This is a genomic window from Segatella copri (assembly GCF_009494835.1).
Lineage (GTDB): Bacteria > Bacteroidota > Bacteroidia > Bacteroidales > Bacteroidaceae > Prevotella > Prevotella copri_F.
Window position 1 is genome coordinate 1 of sequence record NZ_VZBE01000040.1, and the last position, 19,223, is coordinate 19,223.

At 48.4% G+C, this 19,223-nt stretch carries 16 protein-coding genes and 1 rRNA gene; 8 read left to right on the forward strand and 9 right to left on the reverse strand.

Annotated elements, in window-relative coordinates; all coding sequences use genetic code 11:
* Positions 1 to 187: ribosomal RNA gene (locus F7D47_RS06010) — 16S ribosomal RNA — on the reverse strand; the annotation flags it as partial.
* 736 nt (positions 188 to 923) lie between these two features.
* Here F7D47_RS06010 and F7D47_RS06015 point away from each other — a divergent pair.
* The gene (locus F7D47_RS06015; protein WP_118192188.1) at positions 924 to 2,621 is read left to right on the forward strand and encodes a SulP family inorganic anion transporter; all 1,698 of its coding nucleotides are present in this window, start codon (positions 924 to 926) and stop codon (positions 2,619 to 2,621) included.
* Positions 2,622 to 2,791: 170 nt separating this feature from the next.
* Here the strand turns inward: F7D47_RS06015 and F7D47_RS06020 are convergent, their stop codons facing one another.
* The 5 genes from F7D47_RS06020 to F7D47_RS06040 form a co-directional block, all read right to left on the reverse strand.
* Positions 2,792 to 3,532, reverse strand: a complete 741-nt coding sequence (locus F7D47_RS06020; RefSeq protein ID WP_118201491.1) for an amino acid ABC transporter ATP-binding protein — start codon at positions 3,530 to 3,532, stop codon at positions 2,792 to 2,794.
* Positions 3,533 to 3,563: 31 nt separating this feature from the next.
* Entirely contained in the window at positions 3,564 to 5,123 is a 1,560-nt protein-coding gene (locus F7D47_RS06025; RefSeq protein ID WP_228113459.1) for an ABC transporter substrate-binding protein/permease, read from the reverse strand.
* Between the two features lie 13 nt (positions 5,124 to 5,136).
* A complete protein-coding gene (locus tag F7D47_RS06030) occupies positions 5,137 to 6,816 on the reverse strand; it encodes an NAD(P)/FAD-dependent oxidoreductase (protein ID WP_153085135.1) in 1,680 nt (559 codons plus the stop codon).
* Between the two features lie 109 nt (positions 6,817 to 6,925).
* Positions 6,926 to 7,471, reverse strand: a complete 546-nt coding sequence (gene yfcE, locus F7D47_RS06035) for a phosphodiesterase (protein WP_006848732.1) — start codon at positions 7,469 to 7,471, stop codon at positions 6,926 to 6,928.
* 131 nt (positions 7,472 to 7,602) lie between these two features.
* A complete protein-coding gene (locus tag F7D47_RS06040; protein ID WP_006848733.1) occupies positions 7,603 to 7,857 on the reverse strand; it encodes a hypothetical protein in 255 nt (84 codons plus the stop codon).
* Between the two features lie 272 nt (positions 7,858 to 8,129).
* Here F7D47_RS06040 and thrA point away from each other — a divergent pair, with 272 nt between their 5' ends.
* The 4 genes from thrA (at position 8,130) to F7D47_RS06060 (ending at position 14,303) form a co-directional block, all read left to right on the forward strand.
* On the forward strand, positions 8,130 to 10,571 hold the full coding sequence (gene thrA, locus F7D47_RS06045) for a bifunctional aspartate kinase/homoserine dehydrogenase I (protein WP_153085134.1): 2,442 nt from the start codon (positions 8,130 to 8,132) through the stop codon (positions 10,569 to 10,571).
* 19 nt (positions 10,572 to 10,590) lie between these two features.
* Complete coding sequence (locus F7D47_RS06050) at positions 10,591 to 11,841, forward strand: cofactor-independent phosphoglycerate mutase (protein WP_153085133.1); 1,251 nt, start codon at positions 10,591 to 10,593, stop codon at positions 11,839 to 11,841.
* A 75-nt stretch (positions 11,842 to 11,916) separates the two neighbouring features.
* Positions 11,917 to 13,218 carry a threonine synthase gene (gene thrC / locus F7D47_RS06055; protein WP_006848737.1) on the forward strand — a complete coding sequence of 434 codons (1,302 nt, stop codon included), beginning with the start codon at positions 11,917 to 11,919 and terminating at the stop codon, positions 13,216 to 13,218.
* 128 nt (positions 13,219 to 13,346) lie between these two features.
* On the forward strand, positions 13,347 to 14,303 hold the full coding sequence (locus F7D47_RS06060; protein ID WP_022120314.1) for a D-2-hydroxyacid dehydrogenase: 957 nt from the start codon (positions 13,347 to 13,349) through the stop codon (positions 14,301 to 14,303).
* A gap of 86 nt (positions 14,304 to 14,389) precedes the next feature.
* Here the strand turns inward: F7D47_RS06060 and F7D47_RS06065 are convergent, their stop codons facing one another.
* Both F7D47_RS06065 and F7D47_RS06070 read right to left on the reverse strand, forming a co-directional pair.
* On the reverse strand, positions 14,390 to 15,421 hold the full coding sequence (locus F7D47_RS06065; protein WP_153085132.1) for an iron ABC transporter permease: 1,032 nt from the start codon (positions 15,419 to 15,421) through the stop codon (positions 14,390 to 14,392).
* A gap of 39 nt (positions 15,422 to 15,460) precedes the next feature.
* On the reverse strand, positions 15,461 to 16,762 hold the full coding sequence (locus F7D47_RS06070) for an ABC transporter substrate-binding protein (protein ID WP_153085131.1): 1,302 nt from the start codon (positions 16,760 to 16,762) through the stop codon (positions 15,461 to 15,463).
* Between the two features lie 164 nt (positions 16,763 to 16,926).
* Here F7D47_RS06070 and F7D47_RS06075 point away from each other — a divergent pair, with 164 nt between their 5' ends.
* The 3 genes from F7D47_RS06075 (at position 16,927) to F7D47_RS06085 (ending at position 18,676) form a co-directional block, all read left to right on the forward strand.
* Positions 16,927 to 17,556, forward strand: coding sequence for a YhcH/YjgK/YiaL family protein (locus F7D47_RS06075; RefSeq protein ID WP_153085137.1), 630 nt, complete (start codon positions 16,927 to 16,929; stop codon positions 17,554 to 17,556).
* Positions 17,557 to 17,573: 17 nt separating this feature from the next.
* Entirely contained in the window at positions 17,574 to 18,299 is a 726-nt protein-coding gene (locus tag F7D47_RS06080; RefSeq protein WP_153085130.1) for a hypothetical protein, read from the forward strand.
* A 104-nt stretch (positions 18,300 to 18,403) separates the two neighbouring features.
* Positions 18,404 to 18,676, forward strand: a complete 273-nt coding sequence (locus F7D47_RS06085; RefSeq protein ID WP_153085129.1) for a hypothetical protein — start codon at positions 18,404 to 18,406, stop codon at positions 18,674 to 18,676.
* Between the two features lie 149 nt (positions 18,677 to 18,825).
* Here F7D47_RS06085 and F7D47_RS06090 read toward each other — a convergent pair whose 3' ends face one another.
* The gene (locus F7D47_RS06090) at positions 18,826 to 19,221 is read right to left on the reverse strand and encodes a hypothetical protein (RefSeq protein ID WP_153085128.1); all 396 of its coding nucleotides are present in this window, start codon (positions 19,219 to 19,221) and stop codon (positions 18,826 to 18,828) included.
* Between the last annotated feature and the right edge of the window lie 2 nt (positions 19,222 to 19,223).

The following is a 19,223-nucleotide window of genomic DNA, read 5'->3' on the forward strand; positions in this document are numbered from 1 at the left end:
TCATTGGGTATTAGTCTTACTTTCGCAAGGTTATCCCCAAGTGGTGGGCAGGTTGGATACGCGTTACTCACCCGTGCGCCGGTCGACGCCCATCAAAAGCAAGCTTTCGATGTCGTTTCCCCTCGACTTGCATGTGTTAAGCCTGTAGCTAGCGTTCATCCTGAGCCAGGATCAAACTCTCCATTGTAAAGTATCCTCTACATTTTTGTCACGACTCGGAAACAAAAGCAAGCTTTCATTTCTCTCGCTGCTCCAAAAATTGTAAAATATCATTTTTACTTCTTGCCTCATTGCTGAAGCAATCGGTGTTTGTTGTCTGTACTTAGGACGAATATCCTTTTCGTTTATTGAAGCTTAGTAAACCTGACTTGTCAATTGCTTGACGGTTCGTTTCTTTTACCCAGTCAACTTTCTTATTTCTAAGAAGTTAACCGCTTCTTGTACTACTTGTCTGTTTATGTAAAATCTTTCAAAGAACTCTTTCTTTCGTTGCTAAGAGAAAGTGTATTTCTCAAAAGCGAGTGCAAAAGTACTAACTATTTTCCATTCCACCAAATCTTTTCGCAAAAAAGTTGAGATTTTAGTGCGTTTTTAACACTTATAAAGACTTTCTGGAGTTTTTCTTACCACTACACTTTATTTTATACATGCACACGCCTGCCTGCATGTGCGGGCGCACACCCGCAAGCGCATTAATAATATTGTACTCATATTCCAAGACCGAAAAGAAATCAGGATTCAACTAGAAAAGTATTATCCGGAGAATATATCTATCAAAGAAGAATATTACTATACGAAGAAGAATATTATCGAAGAAAAGGGAGAAACTCAGAAAAACATTTTGCCAATTAAAAAAAATATAGTACCTTTGCACACGTTTTAACGGATAACAAGATAAATTACATATATTTTAAAACTTTCAAATGAAGGCATTAGCAATTAAGTCGAGTTTGTTTTCCTGTTTAAAGACATACAACAAGAAAACATTCATGTCTGACCTCATGGCAGGTATCATCGTTGGTATCGTAGCCCTGCCTCTGGCCATCGCATTCGGTATCGCTTCTGGCGTGACCCCTGAAAAGGGTATCATCACCGCCATTGTAGCAGGTCTCATCATCTCCATCTTCGGTGGAAGCAAAGTGCAGATTGGTGGTCCTACGGGAGCATTCATCGTTATCATCTATGGCATTATCCAGAAATATGGCATGGAAGGTTTGACGATAGCGACACTGATGGCTGGTCTGTTCCTGGTTCTCTTCGGACTTCTCCGTCTTGGAACCATCATCAAGTACATCCCTTACCCTATCGTTGTGGGATTTACCAGTGGTATCGCCGTAACCATCTTCACGACCCAGATCAAGGATCTCTTTGGATTGACGTTGACTTCAAATCCTTCTGATTTTCTGGAGAAATGGGGCGTCTACTTCCAAAGCTTTGACACCATAGATCCTTGGTGTGCCCTTATCGGAGTAGTAAGCGTAGTGGTTATCGCCATCACCCCTAAGTTCAGCAAGAAGATTCCGGGCTCTCTTATTGCCATCATCCTGATGACCGTTGTAGCCTTACTGCTCAAGCAGTTTGCCGGCGTTGAGAGTATCGAGACCATCGGTGACCGCTTTTCTATCAGCAACGAACTACCTGCAGCTCAGGTACCAGCCATGAATTGGGAGACCATCAAGAGTCTTGTATCACCAGCTATTACCATCGCCATCCTGGGAGCCATTGAGAGTTTGCTTTCAGCAACTGTTGCCGATGGTGTAATCAGCGATCATCACGACAGTAACACCGAGTTGGTAGCTCAGGGTTTGGCCAATATCGCCTCTCCCCTCTTTGGCGGTATTCCTGCAACAGGTGCCATTGCCCGCACAATGACCAATATCAATAATGGCGGTAAGACTCCTATTGCAGGCATCATCCACGCCATAGTTCTGCTGCTCATCTTCCTCTTCCTGATGCCTCTTGCCCAGTACATACCTATGGCTTGTCTTGCCGGTGTATTGGTAGTTGTATCTTACGGAATGAGCGGATGGAGAAGTTTCCTGGCATTGATGAAGAATCCGAAGAGCGATGTAACCGTACTTCTGATTACCTTCTTCCTCACCATCATCTTCGATTTGACAGTAGCCATTGAGGTGGGTCTGATTATCGCCTGTCTGCTCTTCATGAAGCGAATGAGCGAAACCACCGACGTGACAGCTATTACCGATGATGAGATTGACTTGAACAAGGAGTTTGACTTCCTCTCTACCAACCTGGAGCACTATACGATTCCGAAGGGCGTAGAGGTATACGAGATCAATGGTCCTTTCTTCTTCGGAGCCGGTAACAAGTTTGAGGAAGTGATGGCAGCTTTCGGTGACCGTCCACTGGTACGCGTCATCCGTATGCGCAAGGTTCCATTTGTTGATTCAACCGGTATCCACAACCTCACCAACCTCTGCGAGATGAGCCAGAAGGAGGACATTCAGGTTGTACTCTCCGGTGTTTGCGAGAAGGTAAACGCCCAGTTGGAAAAGGCTGGCTTCTACAATATTCTTGGCAAGGATAATATCACAGATCACATCAGCAAGGCTCTGAAACGTGCTGAAGAGATTATTGAGAAGAAAACTGTTAATAGTTAATAGTTTACAGTTAACATTTTACTGATTGTAGACCATCAAATAAAAAAGATGCATTGCTGAATATACCAGTAATGCATCTTTTTTTATTGTCATTAAGTAACTGTTAACTATAAACTGTAAACTATCAACTATTACAGAACTGTTAACTATAAACTATTAACTATCAACTATTACAAAACTTTTCCCAGAAACTCCTGTAGTCTTGGCGATTTTGGATGGTTGAATATTTGCTCAGGAGTTCCGTCTTCCGTGATATAGCCGTCGCTGAAGAAGAGAACACGGTTGGCCACTTCTCTTGCAAATCCCATCTCGTGGGTAACCACCACCATCGTCATTCCCTCAGCAGCAACATCTTTCATCAGCTGCAGCACCTCTCCCACCATTTCCGGATCGAGAGCCGAAGTCGGCTCATCAAAGAGGATTACCTCAGGATTCATCGCTAAGGCACGGGCGATAGCTACGCGCTGTTTCTGTCCGCCCGACAGACTGTCGGGATAACTGTCGGCCTTATCCAGCAATCCGATACGGGTCAGGAGTTCCGTTGCCTTCTCATCAGCCTCTTCCCTTGTCATCTTACCCAATTCTACCGGAGCCAGCATGATGTTGCGGCGTATGGTCATATTAGGGAAGAGATTGAACTGTTGGAATACCATACCCACCCTCTGGCGCATTCGGTTGATATCAACATCGCTTGATGTGATATCCATATCATCGATAAAGATTTTACCCTCGGTAGGTTCTTCCAGAAGGTTGATGGAACGCAGGAAGGTACTCTTGCCACAACCCGACGGACCGATGATGGCAACCACCTCACCTTTCCTCACCGAGGTGGTAATGCCTTTCAGCACCTCGTTGTCGCCGAAGCGTTTACGAAGTCCTTCTATCTTGATTATTTCGTTCATTTTATCCATTGTTTTAAAGCTTTTGCCCTTTCAGGATTCCTCATTTCCTTTCGCTCTTTCTCAGTCTCTTCTCCAGCCTTCTCACTCCTGCGTTCAGTCCGAGAACAAGAACGAGATAGAGGCAGGCTACTACGCCCAACGGCATCATCGCTTCGTAAGTAATGCTTCGGATGATGTCGGAACCCTTGGTCAAGTCTACCAGTCCGATATAACCGCTGATAGAGGTTTCCTTGAGCAGAGTGATAAGCTCGTTACCCATAGCCGGAAGCACATTCTTGAAGGCTTGCGGAAGGATGATGAGACGCATCGTCTTGCCATACGAAAGACCAAGACTTCTACCCGCCTCCATCTGACCATTATCCACCGACATGATGCCCGAGCGGATTACCTCGGCAATATAAGCTGCCGAGTTCAAGCCGAAGGCGATGACAGCCACCAGTATCTTATTGACATCTGCTGATGCAAACACCACATAATAGATGATGAGCAACTGCACCATGGTTGGCGTGCCTCGCATGATGGTGAGGTACAGCTGGCAGAGCATGTTCGGAATCTTCCAGTCGCCCTTACGTTCATGACGTGCTCTGACAATAGCTATCAGCGTTCCGAGTATCACGGAAAGGATGATGGCGAAGAAGGTGATGATGAGCGTATTGCCCAACCCCTGCAACAGATACTGATAACGGTTGTCATCTATGAAGCAGGATTTAAACTTATCTATCACTCCCGGCTGGTTACCGGCTGCTTTCACTTCATTGGAATTCACCATGATAACCTGTCGCACATCGGCATAGGAATCTGTAAATCCGATATTCTTCTTCCGTTCAGGAGTAACCGTGATGCCGGCAATACCCGCATCCGCCTTACCAGCCTGTACAGAGGTGATGATGGCATCAAACTCCATATCGAGAATCTCGACATCCACGCCCATCACATCGCCGATGGCATTCGCCACATCCACGTCGATACCCACAATTTTGCCATTCTGGTAATATTCGAAAGGCTCGAAGGTAGCGTTGGTGGCAAAACGGAGACTCGCCTTCAAGCCGAGTTTCTGCAGCGCTTCCGGTCCCACCTTCTTCACGTCAGAAGTCTTTGGCGTATAAGCCACGGCTATGCCCCGTTCCAGATGGCGGTTGACGATGGAATCGATGACGCCATTCTCTTTCAGGATACGGATGGCATGATTGATGGACTGCTGCAACTCAGCATGATCCTTAGCCACGCAGATGGCGAAAGAGGACGCATCGAAGGTTTCGGGCAGGATACGGAGCGATGGGTTTACCCGTTGGAATGCCTTGGCTGGCGCCTCATCGGTCACCATGCAGTCTATCTTACCCTGCAGGAGTGCCTGGATGGCATCGGCTCCCTTGTTGTACCGTTCTACCTTGGTACCGCCACCTTCCTTTTCCAGCTCCGTAGCCAGTCCGTCGCTAGTGGTACCTAGCTGCACACCAATCACAGCCCCCTTCAAATCAGTCTTGCTCTTGATTTGCCTGTCAGCATCTGACGCTCCCGAGCCACACGCCACGAAGAGCACACTCAGGAGTAAAGTCAAGAAGCCCAGCTTAAACTTTCTCGTTTTTCTGTATTTCATCATTCCAGGCATTCGTTTATTGTTGTTTCAAATACTCAGCACACATCTCTGCACATCTTTCTCCGTCTACACCAGCCGATACGATTCCGCCTGCATAACCAGCACCTTCGCCACATGGGAAGAGTCCCTGGATGCGGACATGCTGCAGGGTTTCGCGGTCACGGACGATGCGGACAGGCGATGAGGTTCTCGTCTCCATCGCTATCAGCGTAGCCTCGTTGGTCAGGAAACCATGGGCATTCTTGCCGAAGGTCTTGAAGCCTTCCTGCAGTCGCTTGCTCACGAAAGACGGCATCCAGAAATGCAACGGACTCGAAATCAAGCCTGGAGCATAGCTGCTCTTTGGCAAATCATAACTCAAACGATTGTTCACGAAGTCAGCCATGCGCTGTGCCGGTGCAGTCTGCTTCATGTTGCCCTGCTGCCAGCATTGCTTTTCCACGATTTCCTGAAAGTACATCATCTGGAGTGAAGAGTGAGGAGTGAAGAGTGAAGCATTCTCCTGCGCCTTCATTTCCTGCTGTTCGATGACAGACTGATGTTCCTTCACAAACTGCGCCACATCCTCGGGATGAGTTTCCACCACCATGCCCGAGTTGCTCCAGGCAGTACCGCGGTTGCTCGGACTCATACCGTTCACCACGAGCTGTTCCGGTCCTGTAGCAGCCGGAATCACAAAACCGCCCGGACACATACAGAAGCTATAGACACCTCTGCCATCTACCTGAGTAACGAAGCTATATTCGGCAGCAGGCAGATATTTTCCTCTACCACTCTTATTGTGATACTGAATCTGGTCGATGAGCTGGGAAGGATGTTCCAGACGCACACCTACGGCGATGCCTTTCGCCTCGATATCTATCTTTGCCGAAGCGAGATAACGGTATACATCGCGGGCACTATGACCTGTTGCCAGGATAACCGGTCCGCGATAAGTTTCCTCAGCACCCGTAGCCAGATTCACGGCTTCTACACCTATCACCCTATCGCCAGCTGCAGCATCAGGAGCCGTCAGCTTACCTTCACTCTCAAGGATCAGACGAATCATCTTGGTCTGGAAATGCACTTCGCCGCCACACTTGATGATGGTGTTGCGCATGTTTTCAATAACGCGTGGCAACTTGTCGGTACCGATATGCGGATGGGCATCTGCCAGGATATTGGTATTGGCACCATGCTGGCAGAATACGTTCAGAATCTTGTCTACACTTCCCCTTTTCTTGCTTCGGGTATAGAGTTTGCCGTCACTATAAGCACCGGCTCCACCTTCACCGAAACAGTAGTTGCTCTCACCATCTACCTTCTGAATCTTGGTAATGTTAGAGAGGTCCTTCTTGCGTTCGCGCACATCCTTGCCTCGCTCCAGCACGATAGGACGGTAACCCAGTTCTATCAGGCGCAGGGAAGCGAAGAGGCCGCCAGGTCCCTCACCCACAACGATAACACGAGGTCTGCTGCTCACATCCGGATATTCGGTATGGACATATTGGTCGTCCTGCGGAAATTCGTTGATATAAGCACGCACCTTCAGATTGACGAAGATGGTACGCTGACGGGCATCGATGCTTCTCTTCAAAACCCTCACCTGGTTGAGCGTTCTTACATCCAATCCCTTTTCTTTGGCGAGATAACGCTTGATGCCTTCCTCGCTGGCTGCCTGTTCGGGCAGAATTCTTATCTGGTATTCTTGAATCATTTACTTTGAACTTTATGATTAGTTTTATAAAAGTGACGAGTGACAAGTGACCGATTCCATATTACGGATTTCGCATTACATTCACAATTCACTTTTCACTTTCACTTTTTCATGCTTCCATTGTAGCCAGCACTTCGAGCGTATCCAGCTGATACATGGTGAACTTACCATCTTCCAATGTTGCAAAGGTTGGCGGATTGCCACCCTTCGGGAAGGTGATGCTGCCGGTATTTACGATGGCCTGCCCCTTCTCGTTATGAGAGAGTTCCCAGAGATGGGAGTGGCCATAGATCATAGCCTCGTAAGGACCCTTCGGCATGTTTTCCTTATTGTATACATGTCCATGAGTCAGAAGATAGCGCTTGCCTCCGTCTACCAGCAAGGCATAGGTCTCCATGATAGGGAAATCGAGGAGCATCTGGTCTACTTCCGCATCGCAGTTGCCACGCACAGCGATAATCTTATCTGCCAGCGCATTCAGTCTTTCTACGATACCCTTAGGATCGATTCCTTCCGGAATGCGGTTGCGGGGACCATAATTGATGATATCCCCCATGATGCACATCATGTCACAATGTTCAGCCTCGAAGAAATCGAGGACCTTTTCCAGGGCTGGCAAACAGCCGTGGATATCTGAGAATAAAAGATATTTCATTACTTGATTCAAAAAGTATTAATACTCACCCTCAACCCATTTTTTACCAGATTCAGTATATTTCATCCAAATAACCAAACCGACACCAATGATTGCTGCTATTGCAAAAAGTATTGTCAACATTTCCATAATTATTTCTTTTTTAATTCTACTTTTAATAAATAATTGCCTGCATAAGCAAAACATGCAGCAGCGATTACTGCGCATCCCATGCAAACATAGTTAGTTACTCCCATTGCCTCACCTGTAAACAGTGGCGACAATGCACCAATTCCAATACCGCTGCATACCATCTTTGAAAGACCAAAGAAATACTCAGCCAGCATCTCATTTCGTTTGAAATTGCGTTCAACGAGTTGATTTTTACTATTTACTTCTGTAACCATATTGCTAATGCTTTGAATTACATCGGCAAAATTAAGCAAATAATCCGAAACGCCCAAACATTTCAACGTTTTTTATATATATAATAAGGTATAAGGGAGAGGAAGAGCCTGTAATTATCTACTAAAATAGCTTTTTTATCTACAATATGCTACTTTTTTGTTAAAATCCTTGGCAGTTTGATATATTATTCGTACTTTTGCCCACAAGTTCTGCTTCGGCCCCGGTCGTTTCGGGGGAGGCATTACATTACCAACGTAAAATTCAAGAACATATGAAAGTATTAAAATTCGGCGGAACATCGGTTGGTTCCGTAAAAAGCATCCTCAGCTTGAAACGTATCGTTGAAAACGAGGCAAAGAAACAGAGTGTAGTGGTTGTCGTGAGCGCGCTTGGCGGTATCACGGACAAACTCTTGCAAACCTCTCAGCTTGCCCTCCAGGGTGATGAACAGTGGAAAGTAGAATTCGAAGCCATGGTTGATCGCCACCACAAGATGATTGATACCATCATTACCGAAACAACAGACAGAGAAAATCTTTTCAAATCAGTTGATGCACTCTTCGAGCAGTTGAAGAGCATCTATTTTGGTGTGTACCTCATCCACGACCTCAGCGAGAAAACGCAGGATGCCATCGTGAGTTATGGTGAAAGACTCAGTTCCAAGATTGTTGCCACATTGATTCGTGGAGCCAAATGGTTCGACTCCCGCAACTTCATCAAGACTGAGCGCAAGAACGGCAAAGGCAAGCATGTACTCGACAGCGAGCTGACCAACAAACTGGTAAAAGAAGCCTTTGCAGAAATTCCACGCATATCTCTCGTTCCGGGTTTTATCAGTCGTGACAAGAACACAGACCGCACCACCAACCTTGGCCGTGGCGGTAGCGACTACACAGCAGCCATCATAGCAGCTGCCCTCGATGCAGAAGTGCTCGAAATCTGGACTGATGTAGACGGTTTCATGACCGCCGACCCACGTGTCATCAAATCAGCTTATACCATCAACGAACTGAGTTACGTTGAGGCGATGGAGCTTTGCAACTTTGGTGCAAAGGTCATCTACCCTCCAACCATCTACCCGGTTTGTGTCAAGAATATTCCTATCAAGGTTAAGAACACCTTCAACCCAGATGCTCCGGGCACCATCATCAAGAACAAGATAGATGGCGACCAGAAGCCTATCAAGGGTATCTCTTCCATCAACGGTACAGCGCTCATCACCGTAACCGGTCTTTCCATGGTCGGTGTGATTGGTGTAAACCGCCGTATCTTCACCGCTCTTGCCAACGAGGGCATCTCTGTGTTCATGGTGTCACAGGCATCATCTGAGAACTCTACCTCTATCGGTGTGCGCGAGCAGGATGTAGAAGAGGCTGTAAAGGTATTGAACAATGAGTTCCACAACGAGATTGCCGATGGTGCCATGTTCCCAATGCACGCAGAGAAGGGCTTGGCTACTATCGCCATCGTGGGTGAAAACATGAAGCATGCTGCCGGTATCGCCGGTAAGCTCTTCGGAACCCTTGGCCGTAGCGGTATTTCGGTCATCGCCTGTGCACAGGGTGCTTCAGAGACCAACATCTCGTTCGTAGTGAAGAGCGATTATCTGAGAAAGTCACTCAACGTGCTCCACGACAGTTTCTTCCTTTCAGAATACAAGGTGCTGAACCTCTTCATCTGCGGTGTAGGTACCGTGGGCGGAAAGCTCATCGAGCAGATCAAGAACCAGTATGCCGACCTCATGGAGCGCAGCAAGCTGAAGCTCAACGTGGTGGGTATCGCTTCTTCCAAGAACGCCATCTTCAACCGCGATGGTATTGATCTCGAGAACTACAGCGAGGAACTGAAGAAATCAGACCCAAGCACTCCAGAGGTTCTGCGCGATACCATCCTGGCGATGAACATCTTCAACAGCGTGTTTGTAGACTGTACTGCCAGCAAGGATGTGGCCGCTCTCTACCAGAGTCTGCTGGAGCACAACGTAAGCATTATCGCAGCCAACAAGATAGCTGCATCAAGCGAATATGAGAACTACGAGAAACTGAAAAAGACAGCCATCCAGCGTGGTGTAGTATTCCGTTTCGAGACCAACGTAGGTGCCGGTCTTCCTATCATCGGAACCATCAACGACCTCCGCAATTCCGGAGATAAAATCCTTAAGATTGAGGCAGTTCTCTCGGGTACGCTCAACTTTATCTTCAACGCCATCTCCAGCGTCGTTCCATTCTCTGAGACCGTGAGACTGGCTAAGGAGAAGGGTTACAGCGAGCCAGATCCACGTATCGACCTGAGCGGTATGGACGTGATTCGCAAGCTGGTGATTCTCTCCCGCGAGGCAGGTTACCGCGTAGAGCAGGAAGATGTAGAGAAAAACCTCTTCGTGCCAGACAAATACTTCAAGGGTTCGCTCGACAACTTCTGGAAGAAACTTCCTGAGCTCGATGCCGATTTCGAGGCTAAGCGCAAGGCGCTCGATGTAGAGCACAAACGCTGGCGCTTCGTTGCTACCCTGGATGGCGGGAAGACAAGCGTAGGTTTGCAGGCTGTGGGTCCTGAGCATCCGTTCTACAATCTGGAAGGTTCCAACAACATCGTGCTGCTCACCACCGAGCGCTATAAGGAATACCCTATGATGATTCAGGGCTATGGTGCCGGAGCCAGCGTAACTGCTGCCGGTGTATTCGCCAACATCATGAGTATCGCTAACATTTAACACTTAACATTAAGAAGAGATGAAACATATTATCATTCTTGGCGACGGAATGGCTGACCACCCGGTAGAAAGACTGGGTGGAAAGACACTCCTGCAATACGCCAACAAACCCTATATGGATATGCTTGCCAAGAAGGGCAAGACAGGAAGACTCGTTACCGTGCCAGATGGATTCCATCCGGGTTCTGAGGTAGCCAACAGCTCTATCATGGGCTATGACCAGAACGAGGTTTACGAAGGACGCGGACCGCTCGAGGCTGCCAGCATCGGCTATGAACTGGAGCCTACCGACCTTGCCCTGCGCTGCAACATCATCAATGTGCAGGACGGCAAGATTATCACCCACAACGGTGGTAACCTGGAAACGGAAGATGCGGATGTGCTCATCAAGTATCTCAACGATACCCTCGGCAAGAAATATCCTGATGTCAAGTTTATTACCGGCATCCAGTATCGCCATCTTCTGGTGGTGAAGCACGGAAACAAGCATATCGACTGTGCCCCACCTCATGATCATCCCAACGAGGAATGGCATAAGCTGATGGTGAAACCTATCTTGCCGGAGATTGGAGGCGAAGAGGGTCACATCAGCCGTCGTGATACAGCCGACCTTCTGAACCAGCTGATTCTCGAGAGTCAGGAACTCCTGGAGAACCATCCTTTCAATGTGGCGCGCAAGGAGCGTGGCGAACGAATGGCCAATCTTATCTGGCCTTGGGGCGGCGGTTACCGTCCGCACATGCTCACCCTCTCCCAGATGTATCCACAGATTAAGAAGGGTTCTGTGATTTCTGCCGTAGACCTGATCCGAGGCATCGGCCATTACGCCGGTCTGCGCAACATCATCGTTGAGGGCGCTACCGGTCTTGCCAATACCAACTATGAGGGCAAGGCAGCCGCAGCTATCCAGGCTTTGAAGGATGGCGACGACTTCGTTTATGTTCACGTAGAGGCGAGCGACGAGGCAGGTCATGATGGCGATCTGGAGCTGAAGCTGAAGACCATCGAGAACCTCGACCAGCGACTCATCAAGCCTATCTTCGATGAGGTAAGCACCTGGGACGAGCCAGTATGCATCGCAGTTCTCCCCGACCATCCTACTCCGGTAGAGATCCGTACCCACGTCAAGGAGCCTGTGCCTTTCATCATCTATTATCCTGGCATTGAGCCGGATAGCGTAGAGAAGTATGATGAGGTAAGCTGCGTGAGTGGCGGTTACGGCATGCTGCAGCTGCAGGAATTCATGAATGCCTTCATGGCGATCAATTAAAATCAACGGCTTCATGATAGCCCCCAAAGCTAATCATAAAGTTCAATGTTCAAATCTCAAAGTTAAAAGTAAAAAATGAAATATTATTCAACAAATAAGAAAGCACCCATCGCCGACCTTCACAAGGCGGTAGTTAAAGGTCTGGCAGAAGACCGTGGTCTCTATATGCCAGAAATCATCAAGAAGTTGCCACAGGATTTCTTCGACAACATCGAGAAACTCTCCTTCCAGGAGATTGCCTACAAGGTAGCTGATGCCTTCTTTGGCGAGGATGTTGATGCCGAGTCATTGAAGAAGATTGTATACGATACCCTGGCATTCGACTGCCCTGTAGTTGAGGTAGAGCCAAACATCTACTCTCTCGAGCTGTTCCATGGTCCTACCCTCGCCTTCAAGGATGTGGGTGCGCGCTTCATGGCCCGTCTCCTGCAGTACTTCGTACGTCAGGAGGGCAAGGAAGAGGTAAATGTGCTCGTAGCTACATCGGGCGATACCGGTTCGGCTGTTGCCAACGGTTTCCTCGGCGTTGACGGCATCCATGTTTACGTGCTCTATCCTAAGGGCAAGGTGAGCAAGATTCAGGAGAGCCAGTTCACTACCCTCGGTCAGAACATCACAGCCCTCGAGGTAGATGGCGTGTTCGACGACTGCCAGGCACTGGTGAAGTCTGCGTTCATGGACGAGGAGCTCAACAAGCACATGAAGCTCACCTCAGCCAACTCTATCAACGTAGCCCGCTTCCTGCCTCAGGCATTCTATTATTTCAATGCCTATGCCCGCATGAAGGAGAAGGGTCTCGCCGACAAGCTGGTTATCTGCGTGCCTAGCGGCAACTTCGGCAACATCACAGCCGGACTCTTCGGTCATGAGATGGGATTGCCTATCCACCGCTTCATCGCAGCCAACAACGCCAACGATATCTTCTACGAGTATCTGCAGACAGGCAAGTACAATCCACAGCCTAGCAAGCAGACCATCGCCAATGCCATGGACGTAGGCGACCCATCAAACTTTGCCCGCATCTACGACCTCTACAAGGGCGATCACGATGCCATCGCTGCCTATATCGGTGGTGCTACATACAAGGACGAGCAGATTGCAGAAACCATGAAGCAGTGCTACAATGAAACCAAGTATGTGCTTGACCCTCACGGAGCTTGCGGCTATCGCGCCCTGAAGGAGCAGTTGAAGCCAGGTGAGGTTGGCGTGTTCCTCGAGACCGCTCATCCAGCCAAGTTCAAGGAGAAGGTAGACAGCATCCTTGACAGCGATATAGAGATTCCTGCACGCCTTGCAGAATTCATGAAGGGTGAGAAGAAGAGCATCCAGATGACCAAGGATTTCGCATCATTCAAGAACTACTTGATGAACGAATAAACCATACATACGGAAAAGCCTTTCTCTTTCTCAAGGGGAAGGCTTTTCCCGTTAAAATAAACTCAGACTCAGATTTGTCAGGACAGATGGGTCTTGAATTTTATAACAACAGAAAACGGGAAAAATTTATGAAGATTGTTATTTTAGACGGCTATGCCGCAAACCCGGGAGATTTGGATTATCATCTTCTGGAGAAACTGGGCGAGGTGGTAGTTTATCCCCGCACATCAGATGCAGAGAAAGTGGAACGTGCCAAGGATGCCGACATCATCCTTCTGAACAAGGTGCAGATAGATGCAGAGACGCTGGCGCAGCTTCCTAAACTGAAATACATTGGTATCCAGGCTACCGGTTTCAACGTGGTAGACATCGAGGCTGCCAGGAAACAGGGCATCATCGTAACCAATATTCCAGCCTACAGCACCGACAGCGTGGCGCAGATGACCTTTGCCCTCATCCTTGCCGTAACCAACCGCGTAGAGCATTATACCCAGGAGAACCGCAACGAGCGCTGGGCTTACAATAAGGATTTCTGTTATTGGGATACCCCACTGATGGAACTTGCCGGCAAGACCCTGGGTATCATGGGACTGGGCAATATCGGCATGAAAGTTGCCAACATCGCCCGCCAGTTTGGCATGAACATCTGTGCCTGCACCAGCAAGAATTCGAGCAATCTGCCTGAGTGGATCCAGAAGGTTAGCAAGGAGGGTTTGCTTGCCACGAGCGATATTCTCTCGCTCCATTGTCCGCTTTCTGATGACACCTATCATTTCATCAACAAGGAGAGTCTGGAGAAGATGAAGGATACCGCCATTCTGGTAAATACGGGTCGCGGTCCGCTGGTAGATGAGGAGGCCGTAGCTGCTGCCCTCCACGAAGGCAGTCTGGGTGCCTACTGTGCCGACGTGATGGCTCAGGAGCCGCCATCAAAGGAGAATCCGCTCTTTGGCGAGCCTAATGCCTACCTTACCCCTCATATTGCCTGGGCCACCTACGAGGCTCGCGAGCGCCTGAACAAGCAGGTAGCCGCCAACGTCAAGGCATTCCTCGAGGGCAATCCGATTAATGTCGTGAATAAGTAACAGAACTTCCGCAAGTAAAACATCGTATAACAAAGAAAGCGTTTCTGGTTCATCTCTTTGAACTAGAAACGCTTTTTTATATGCAATTAGATGCGCTTTTTCACCAAAACATAGATGATGACGGGGGCACCGAACAGCGGGGTGACGGCATTCAGCGGGATGATGCCACCGTCCGACGGAAGGGTGCAGAAGAGATTGCAGAGAAGGGCAATGGCTGCACCCATCAGCATCGTGACAGGCAACAGACGGTGATGATTCTCCGTGCCGATGATGAGGCGGGCGATATGCGGTGTTGCCAGGCCGATGAAGGCGATGGGACCACAGAAGGCGGTAACCACAGCCGTAAGAAGACCGGTGATGATGAGCAGAACGATGCGCAGCCGCCTGATGTTGAAGCCCAGATTCTCGGCATACTGTTCACCTAACAGCATGGCGTTCAGCGGTTTTACAAGAAGCAGAGACGCAGCCAGGGCAATGAGGGCTAACGGAATGAAGAACATCATCTGCTGGCTCGAAACATTGCCAAAGCTGCCCATGCCCCAAACCATATACGATTTCACGCCCTCTGCCGTACTGAAGAAATTGAGCAATGAGATGGCGCTGCTGGCAAGATAGCCCACCATCAGTCCGATGATGAGCAGTACCGTATGGCTGCGCACAATGGCAGAAAAGAAGGTGATGATGCCCATCACCACCATAGCCCCTATGAAGGCAGCGATGAGGATAGCCAGGAAACCGCCGATGGCATAGTTGCCGGTATCGCCCAGAAAACCTACCCCTAAATCATCCAGGGCAATATTGCCGCCAAAGGCAAGCATCACGATGGCTACCGCCAGTCCGGCTCCGCTGCTGATACCGAACACGTCAGGACCCGCCAGGGGGTTGCGGAAGGCTGTCTGGAGGAGCAAGCCGCACGTGGCGAGGGCTGCGCCCGAAAGCAAAGCGGCAATCGCCGCCGGCAGTCGCGATTCCAACAGAATATAGCGGTAGGTTTCGTCAGTCTGAGAGCCCGAAATAATCGCCCCCACGTCCTGCCATGGGATGTTTACACTCCCCCATGCCAGGTTGGCGAAAAACAGTATGATAATGGCGATTGCCCCAAAAACGATGGTTTTCATTCACTAAAACTATTTCTTGTAAAATCTCGGATTAAAGCCCTATTTCTTATAGAATTTCAATTTGCCGAACCGCTCGCCATGAGCCAGGATGATGAACTCTCTGAGCAGCAGTTCGGGATGGAAACTCGTAAGCTCGAAATAAGGTACCGTAGAGGTATCTACCTGATAGATATTACCCCGGCTGAAGGCAGCAAGAGCCTTGTAGCCGTCATATTCCTGAAGCAGTTGAGCCTGCGACAGAGGGGCACCACCGAAATACTTGAACGCCCATACATCCACCAGTTTTCCCTTCGCCAAGATTTGCTCCGGACTCATCGCCAGACTTCCGCTGTGTTCATCGTCCTCGAAGATATAACGGGCGTTGGCATCCTTCAGCAGAATACCGATAGTACTCTGACCTCCAGGAACATACCATACGTTGCCCGTCTTTCTTTCGGTCAGGATGGAGAGGCCCTTCGGATACCCGGCAGCCTCAGCTTTCAGCTTCAGATATTCCTTTTCTATCTTCGCAAAGAGCGAATCTGCCTTTGGTTCGCAAGATGCAGCAAGAGCGGTCTTCGGTGTATTCCCGTCTTTTTTAAAGAGCATGCCGTAGAATTTCATCCATTCCGCCCTGCCCAATGGCGAAGACTCCATATAGTCGGCAGCCTCGATGATGGGCACGTGCAGCTTGTCGAGCTTGCCATATCCTCCGCTGTTTTCGAAGGGCGAAAGGAGGATGGCTTCGGGTTTCAGGGCGATGATGCGCTCGATATCGGGTGCCATACTCGAACCGCAATCCACGATGGAATTTCGGGCAGCAGCATTCTCTGCAGAAACATTTCCGGCAGAAGTTTTTCCAGCAGCATTTCCGGCAGAAGCAGCCCTCTTCTTTACATCCGGAATATTGATATAATCGAGATCGCAGACACCACGGATGGCCTGCTGGCAGCCCAGTTCGTACATCAGCTGGCAATGGGGAGCGATGAAAACAGCACTCCTCTCCACCGGTGTGCGCACGGTATCGGTAGTGCATCTCGCCCCCGTGCTGCGCCTTCTGGCAAGCATCGCCACCGTCTTATCCCCCTCCTTTCCCTTCGGAATCAGGATGTAGCGATGCAGCATCGTTCCCGCCTTCCAGGGGTTGGCGATAATAGCCTCAGCATACTGATAATCAATGCCTTCTGCAGTATCGGAACTCTCTTCCCCATCACCATGTTTCACGATGGTGAGTAACTTGGCGTACTTCATCTCCAGGGTATCGCCAGCCTCCGCATCAGCAGCAGCCGTCTTTCCTCCCTGGCATGCCGCCATCAGCAGGGCCGCCGTTGCCCCACACAAAAGAATATACAGTTTTTTCATAATCTTACAAAATATGTGTGCAAAGATACGAAGAAATCTCCATTTTCCGTTTGTTTTCTCGAATAATCTTTGTACTTTTGCCCTCAAATTTAACTAACGCTACAATTTAATAAATCAAAATGAAGAAGATTATCTGTGGCATAGCCCTTTTATTCAGTACATCGATGGTCGCCGGTGCGCATACCTGCTGTCATAATTCAGCACAGAAATGCGGCTGCAAGAGAGGTTATTACACACAGTATTACGGCGATAAGCCCGAACTCATAAAAGAGGCTATAGCTTGGGCAGAGAGCGGTATCTGGCGCAATGGTTTCGACAAGGCGAAGCCACATTCCAGCGTAAACCTCGCAGATTTCTATCTGCAGTATCAGAAGAATCCGCAGCAATGGCAGGCGCTTTTCGACTATCTGGCAAAGACCGATTTGCTGAGCATTCCGAAGGGAAAGCATAAGATTCCGGGTTCCGACCTCGTGGTAAGCGTAGAGGACAGCAAGAACGAGCCGCTGGAAAAGCGCCGCAGCGAGAGTCATAACAAGCACATCGATTTTCAGTATGTAGTAAAGGGCACAGAGCGTTTTGGCGTGATTGACCACTACTCCAGCACCCCCAACTGCAAGTATCGTCCCGACGTAATCCACTACGACTACGACCGCCGGAAGGCCCGTTTCTTCGACAGTACCCCCGGCGAGTTCTTCATCTTCTTCCCTAGAGACTGGCACATCGCCAAGGTGGCAAATGACACCAGCGACCAGACGATACGCGTTATCGTGATCAAGGTAGATTATAAAGATTAAAGATAATTGAAAATAATATGATAGTTTATATAGCCAATCCATTATATGATGCTGTGTTCAAGCGCATCATGGAAGAAGAGCGCATCACCAAGACGTTCTTGTCTGCGATTTTGCAAAGAGAAGTCATCAGCATCAAGATATGCCAAGATGGATTCCGCAATATCAAAAGCAATAGCATTTCGATATTTAAGATGGGATTTGTTGCCAGCATAAAGAATAACGAGAACAGCAACGAGCTTACAAACATAAGGCTGTATAAAACTTGGGTTGACACGGACGTCTCGGAACCTCGCCAGCATCTGGCATGGCAGCGCTATATAGAAGAGAAAAACTCGGATGGTATTGGAGATGAATCTCTCCCAACGATTTCGGTTTTTCTCCTAGCCCACCGTATAGGAGATTTCGAAACTCCAGTTGCATGCCCTGCCCCCGGCAACATTATTATCCAACTGCCAATAATCAGCAAGACTCAAAACTCGAGTCAAAAGAAGGTATTAAGCATTTTTGACCAAGCAAGAACTTGCAGGGAAGACAAACACTTCTTGAAAGTAGATTATACACCCTATGATGGAGATACGGATATGGAGTATATTCTTAAAATGCTTCTTTCAATGGCATCTGACCCAGATATGCAATACCAGATGAATCTCGAAGATGAGTTTATCTCCTTACTTGAAAAGAAGGATACCGAAATCCTGCGACTGGATTATTTGATTGAGCAAAGTAAGCTGAAGGAGAAATAAAAACAGAACTTCCCCAAGTTTGCCCCACACGCCCTGGGCTAGGAGCTTTTGGGCCTTCAGTCCGTTCTTGAAGCACATGCAAAAGTTCAGCACCATGATATTGAATGAATTATATCGAAGGGGATGATGTTACTCAAGATGTTACCCAAGATGTTACTCAAGGTGAGTCTCAAGGTGGTACTCAAGGTGTCCTCCAAGACGGAGAATTAGATGATTGGATAGAAAAACAGATAAAAAAGAATCCAAAGATTATAGCAAAAGAACTAGCTTTATTATCCCAAAAAGGATTAAGTACCATCAGGCGACGCATCGCCAAACTTCCTCATATACAATACGTTGGAAGCGGATATAGTGGACAGTGGATAATCAAGAAATAGGAAAAACAAAGAAATGCAGCCTCTCGATTATATAAAGAGAGGCTGCATTTTTCTTATGGTATCCAAGATGGAACTCAAGGTGAATCTCAAGGTGTTACCAATCTTGCCCCAAGCGACCGATGACGGTGACACGAGTTTTACGAAGACTACTAAATACCAACATCCTTAACGGATACCACGGAGCAATCATTCACTTGCAACAACACCTGCATGTCATCAGCTCCTTCCTGGTCAAGTCCTTTCATAAGGCAGGTTGGGCATGACGACACCTGACGCCTGGCTAGTTCCTCGCTATAACCACTTATACGACTCAACTGGGCGACTAAAGCCTCAGCATCGTTCACTTGCTCCAAGACCACAGAGTAATTGCCCAAATTGAAATTCAGGTATCCCATTTCCATGGTGATGTTCTGTACAGACCTGCTGGACTCCTCTTTCTCCCGATGCTTGTCGAAAATGCGCAAGCAGAACTTGACGACATACCACAGGACGACAAATACCAAGACCACCATGCCTATCATACACCCCACTGCCTGAACAGCCATGT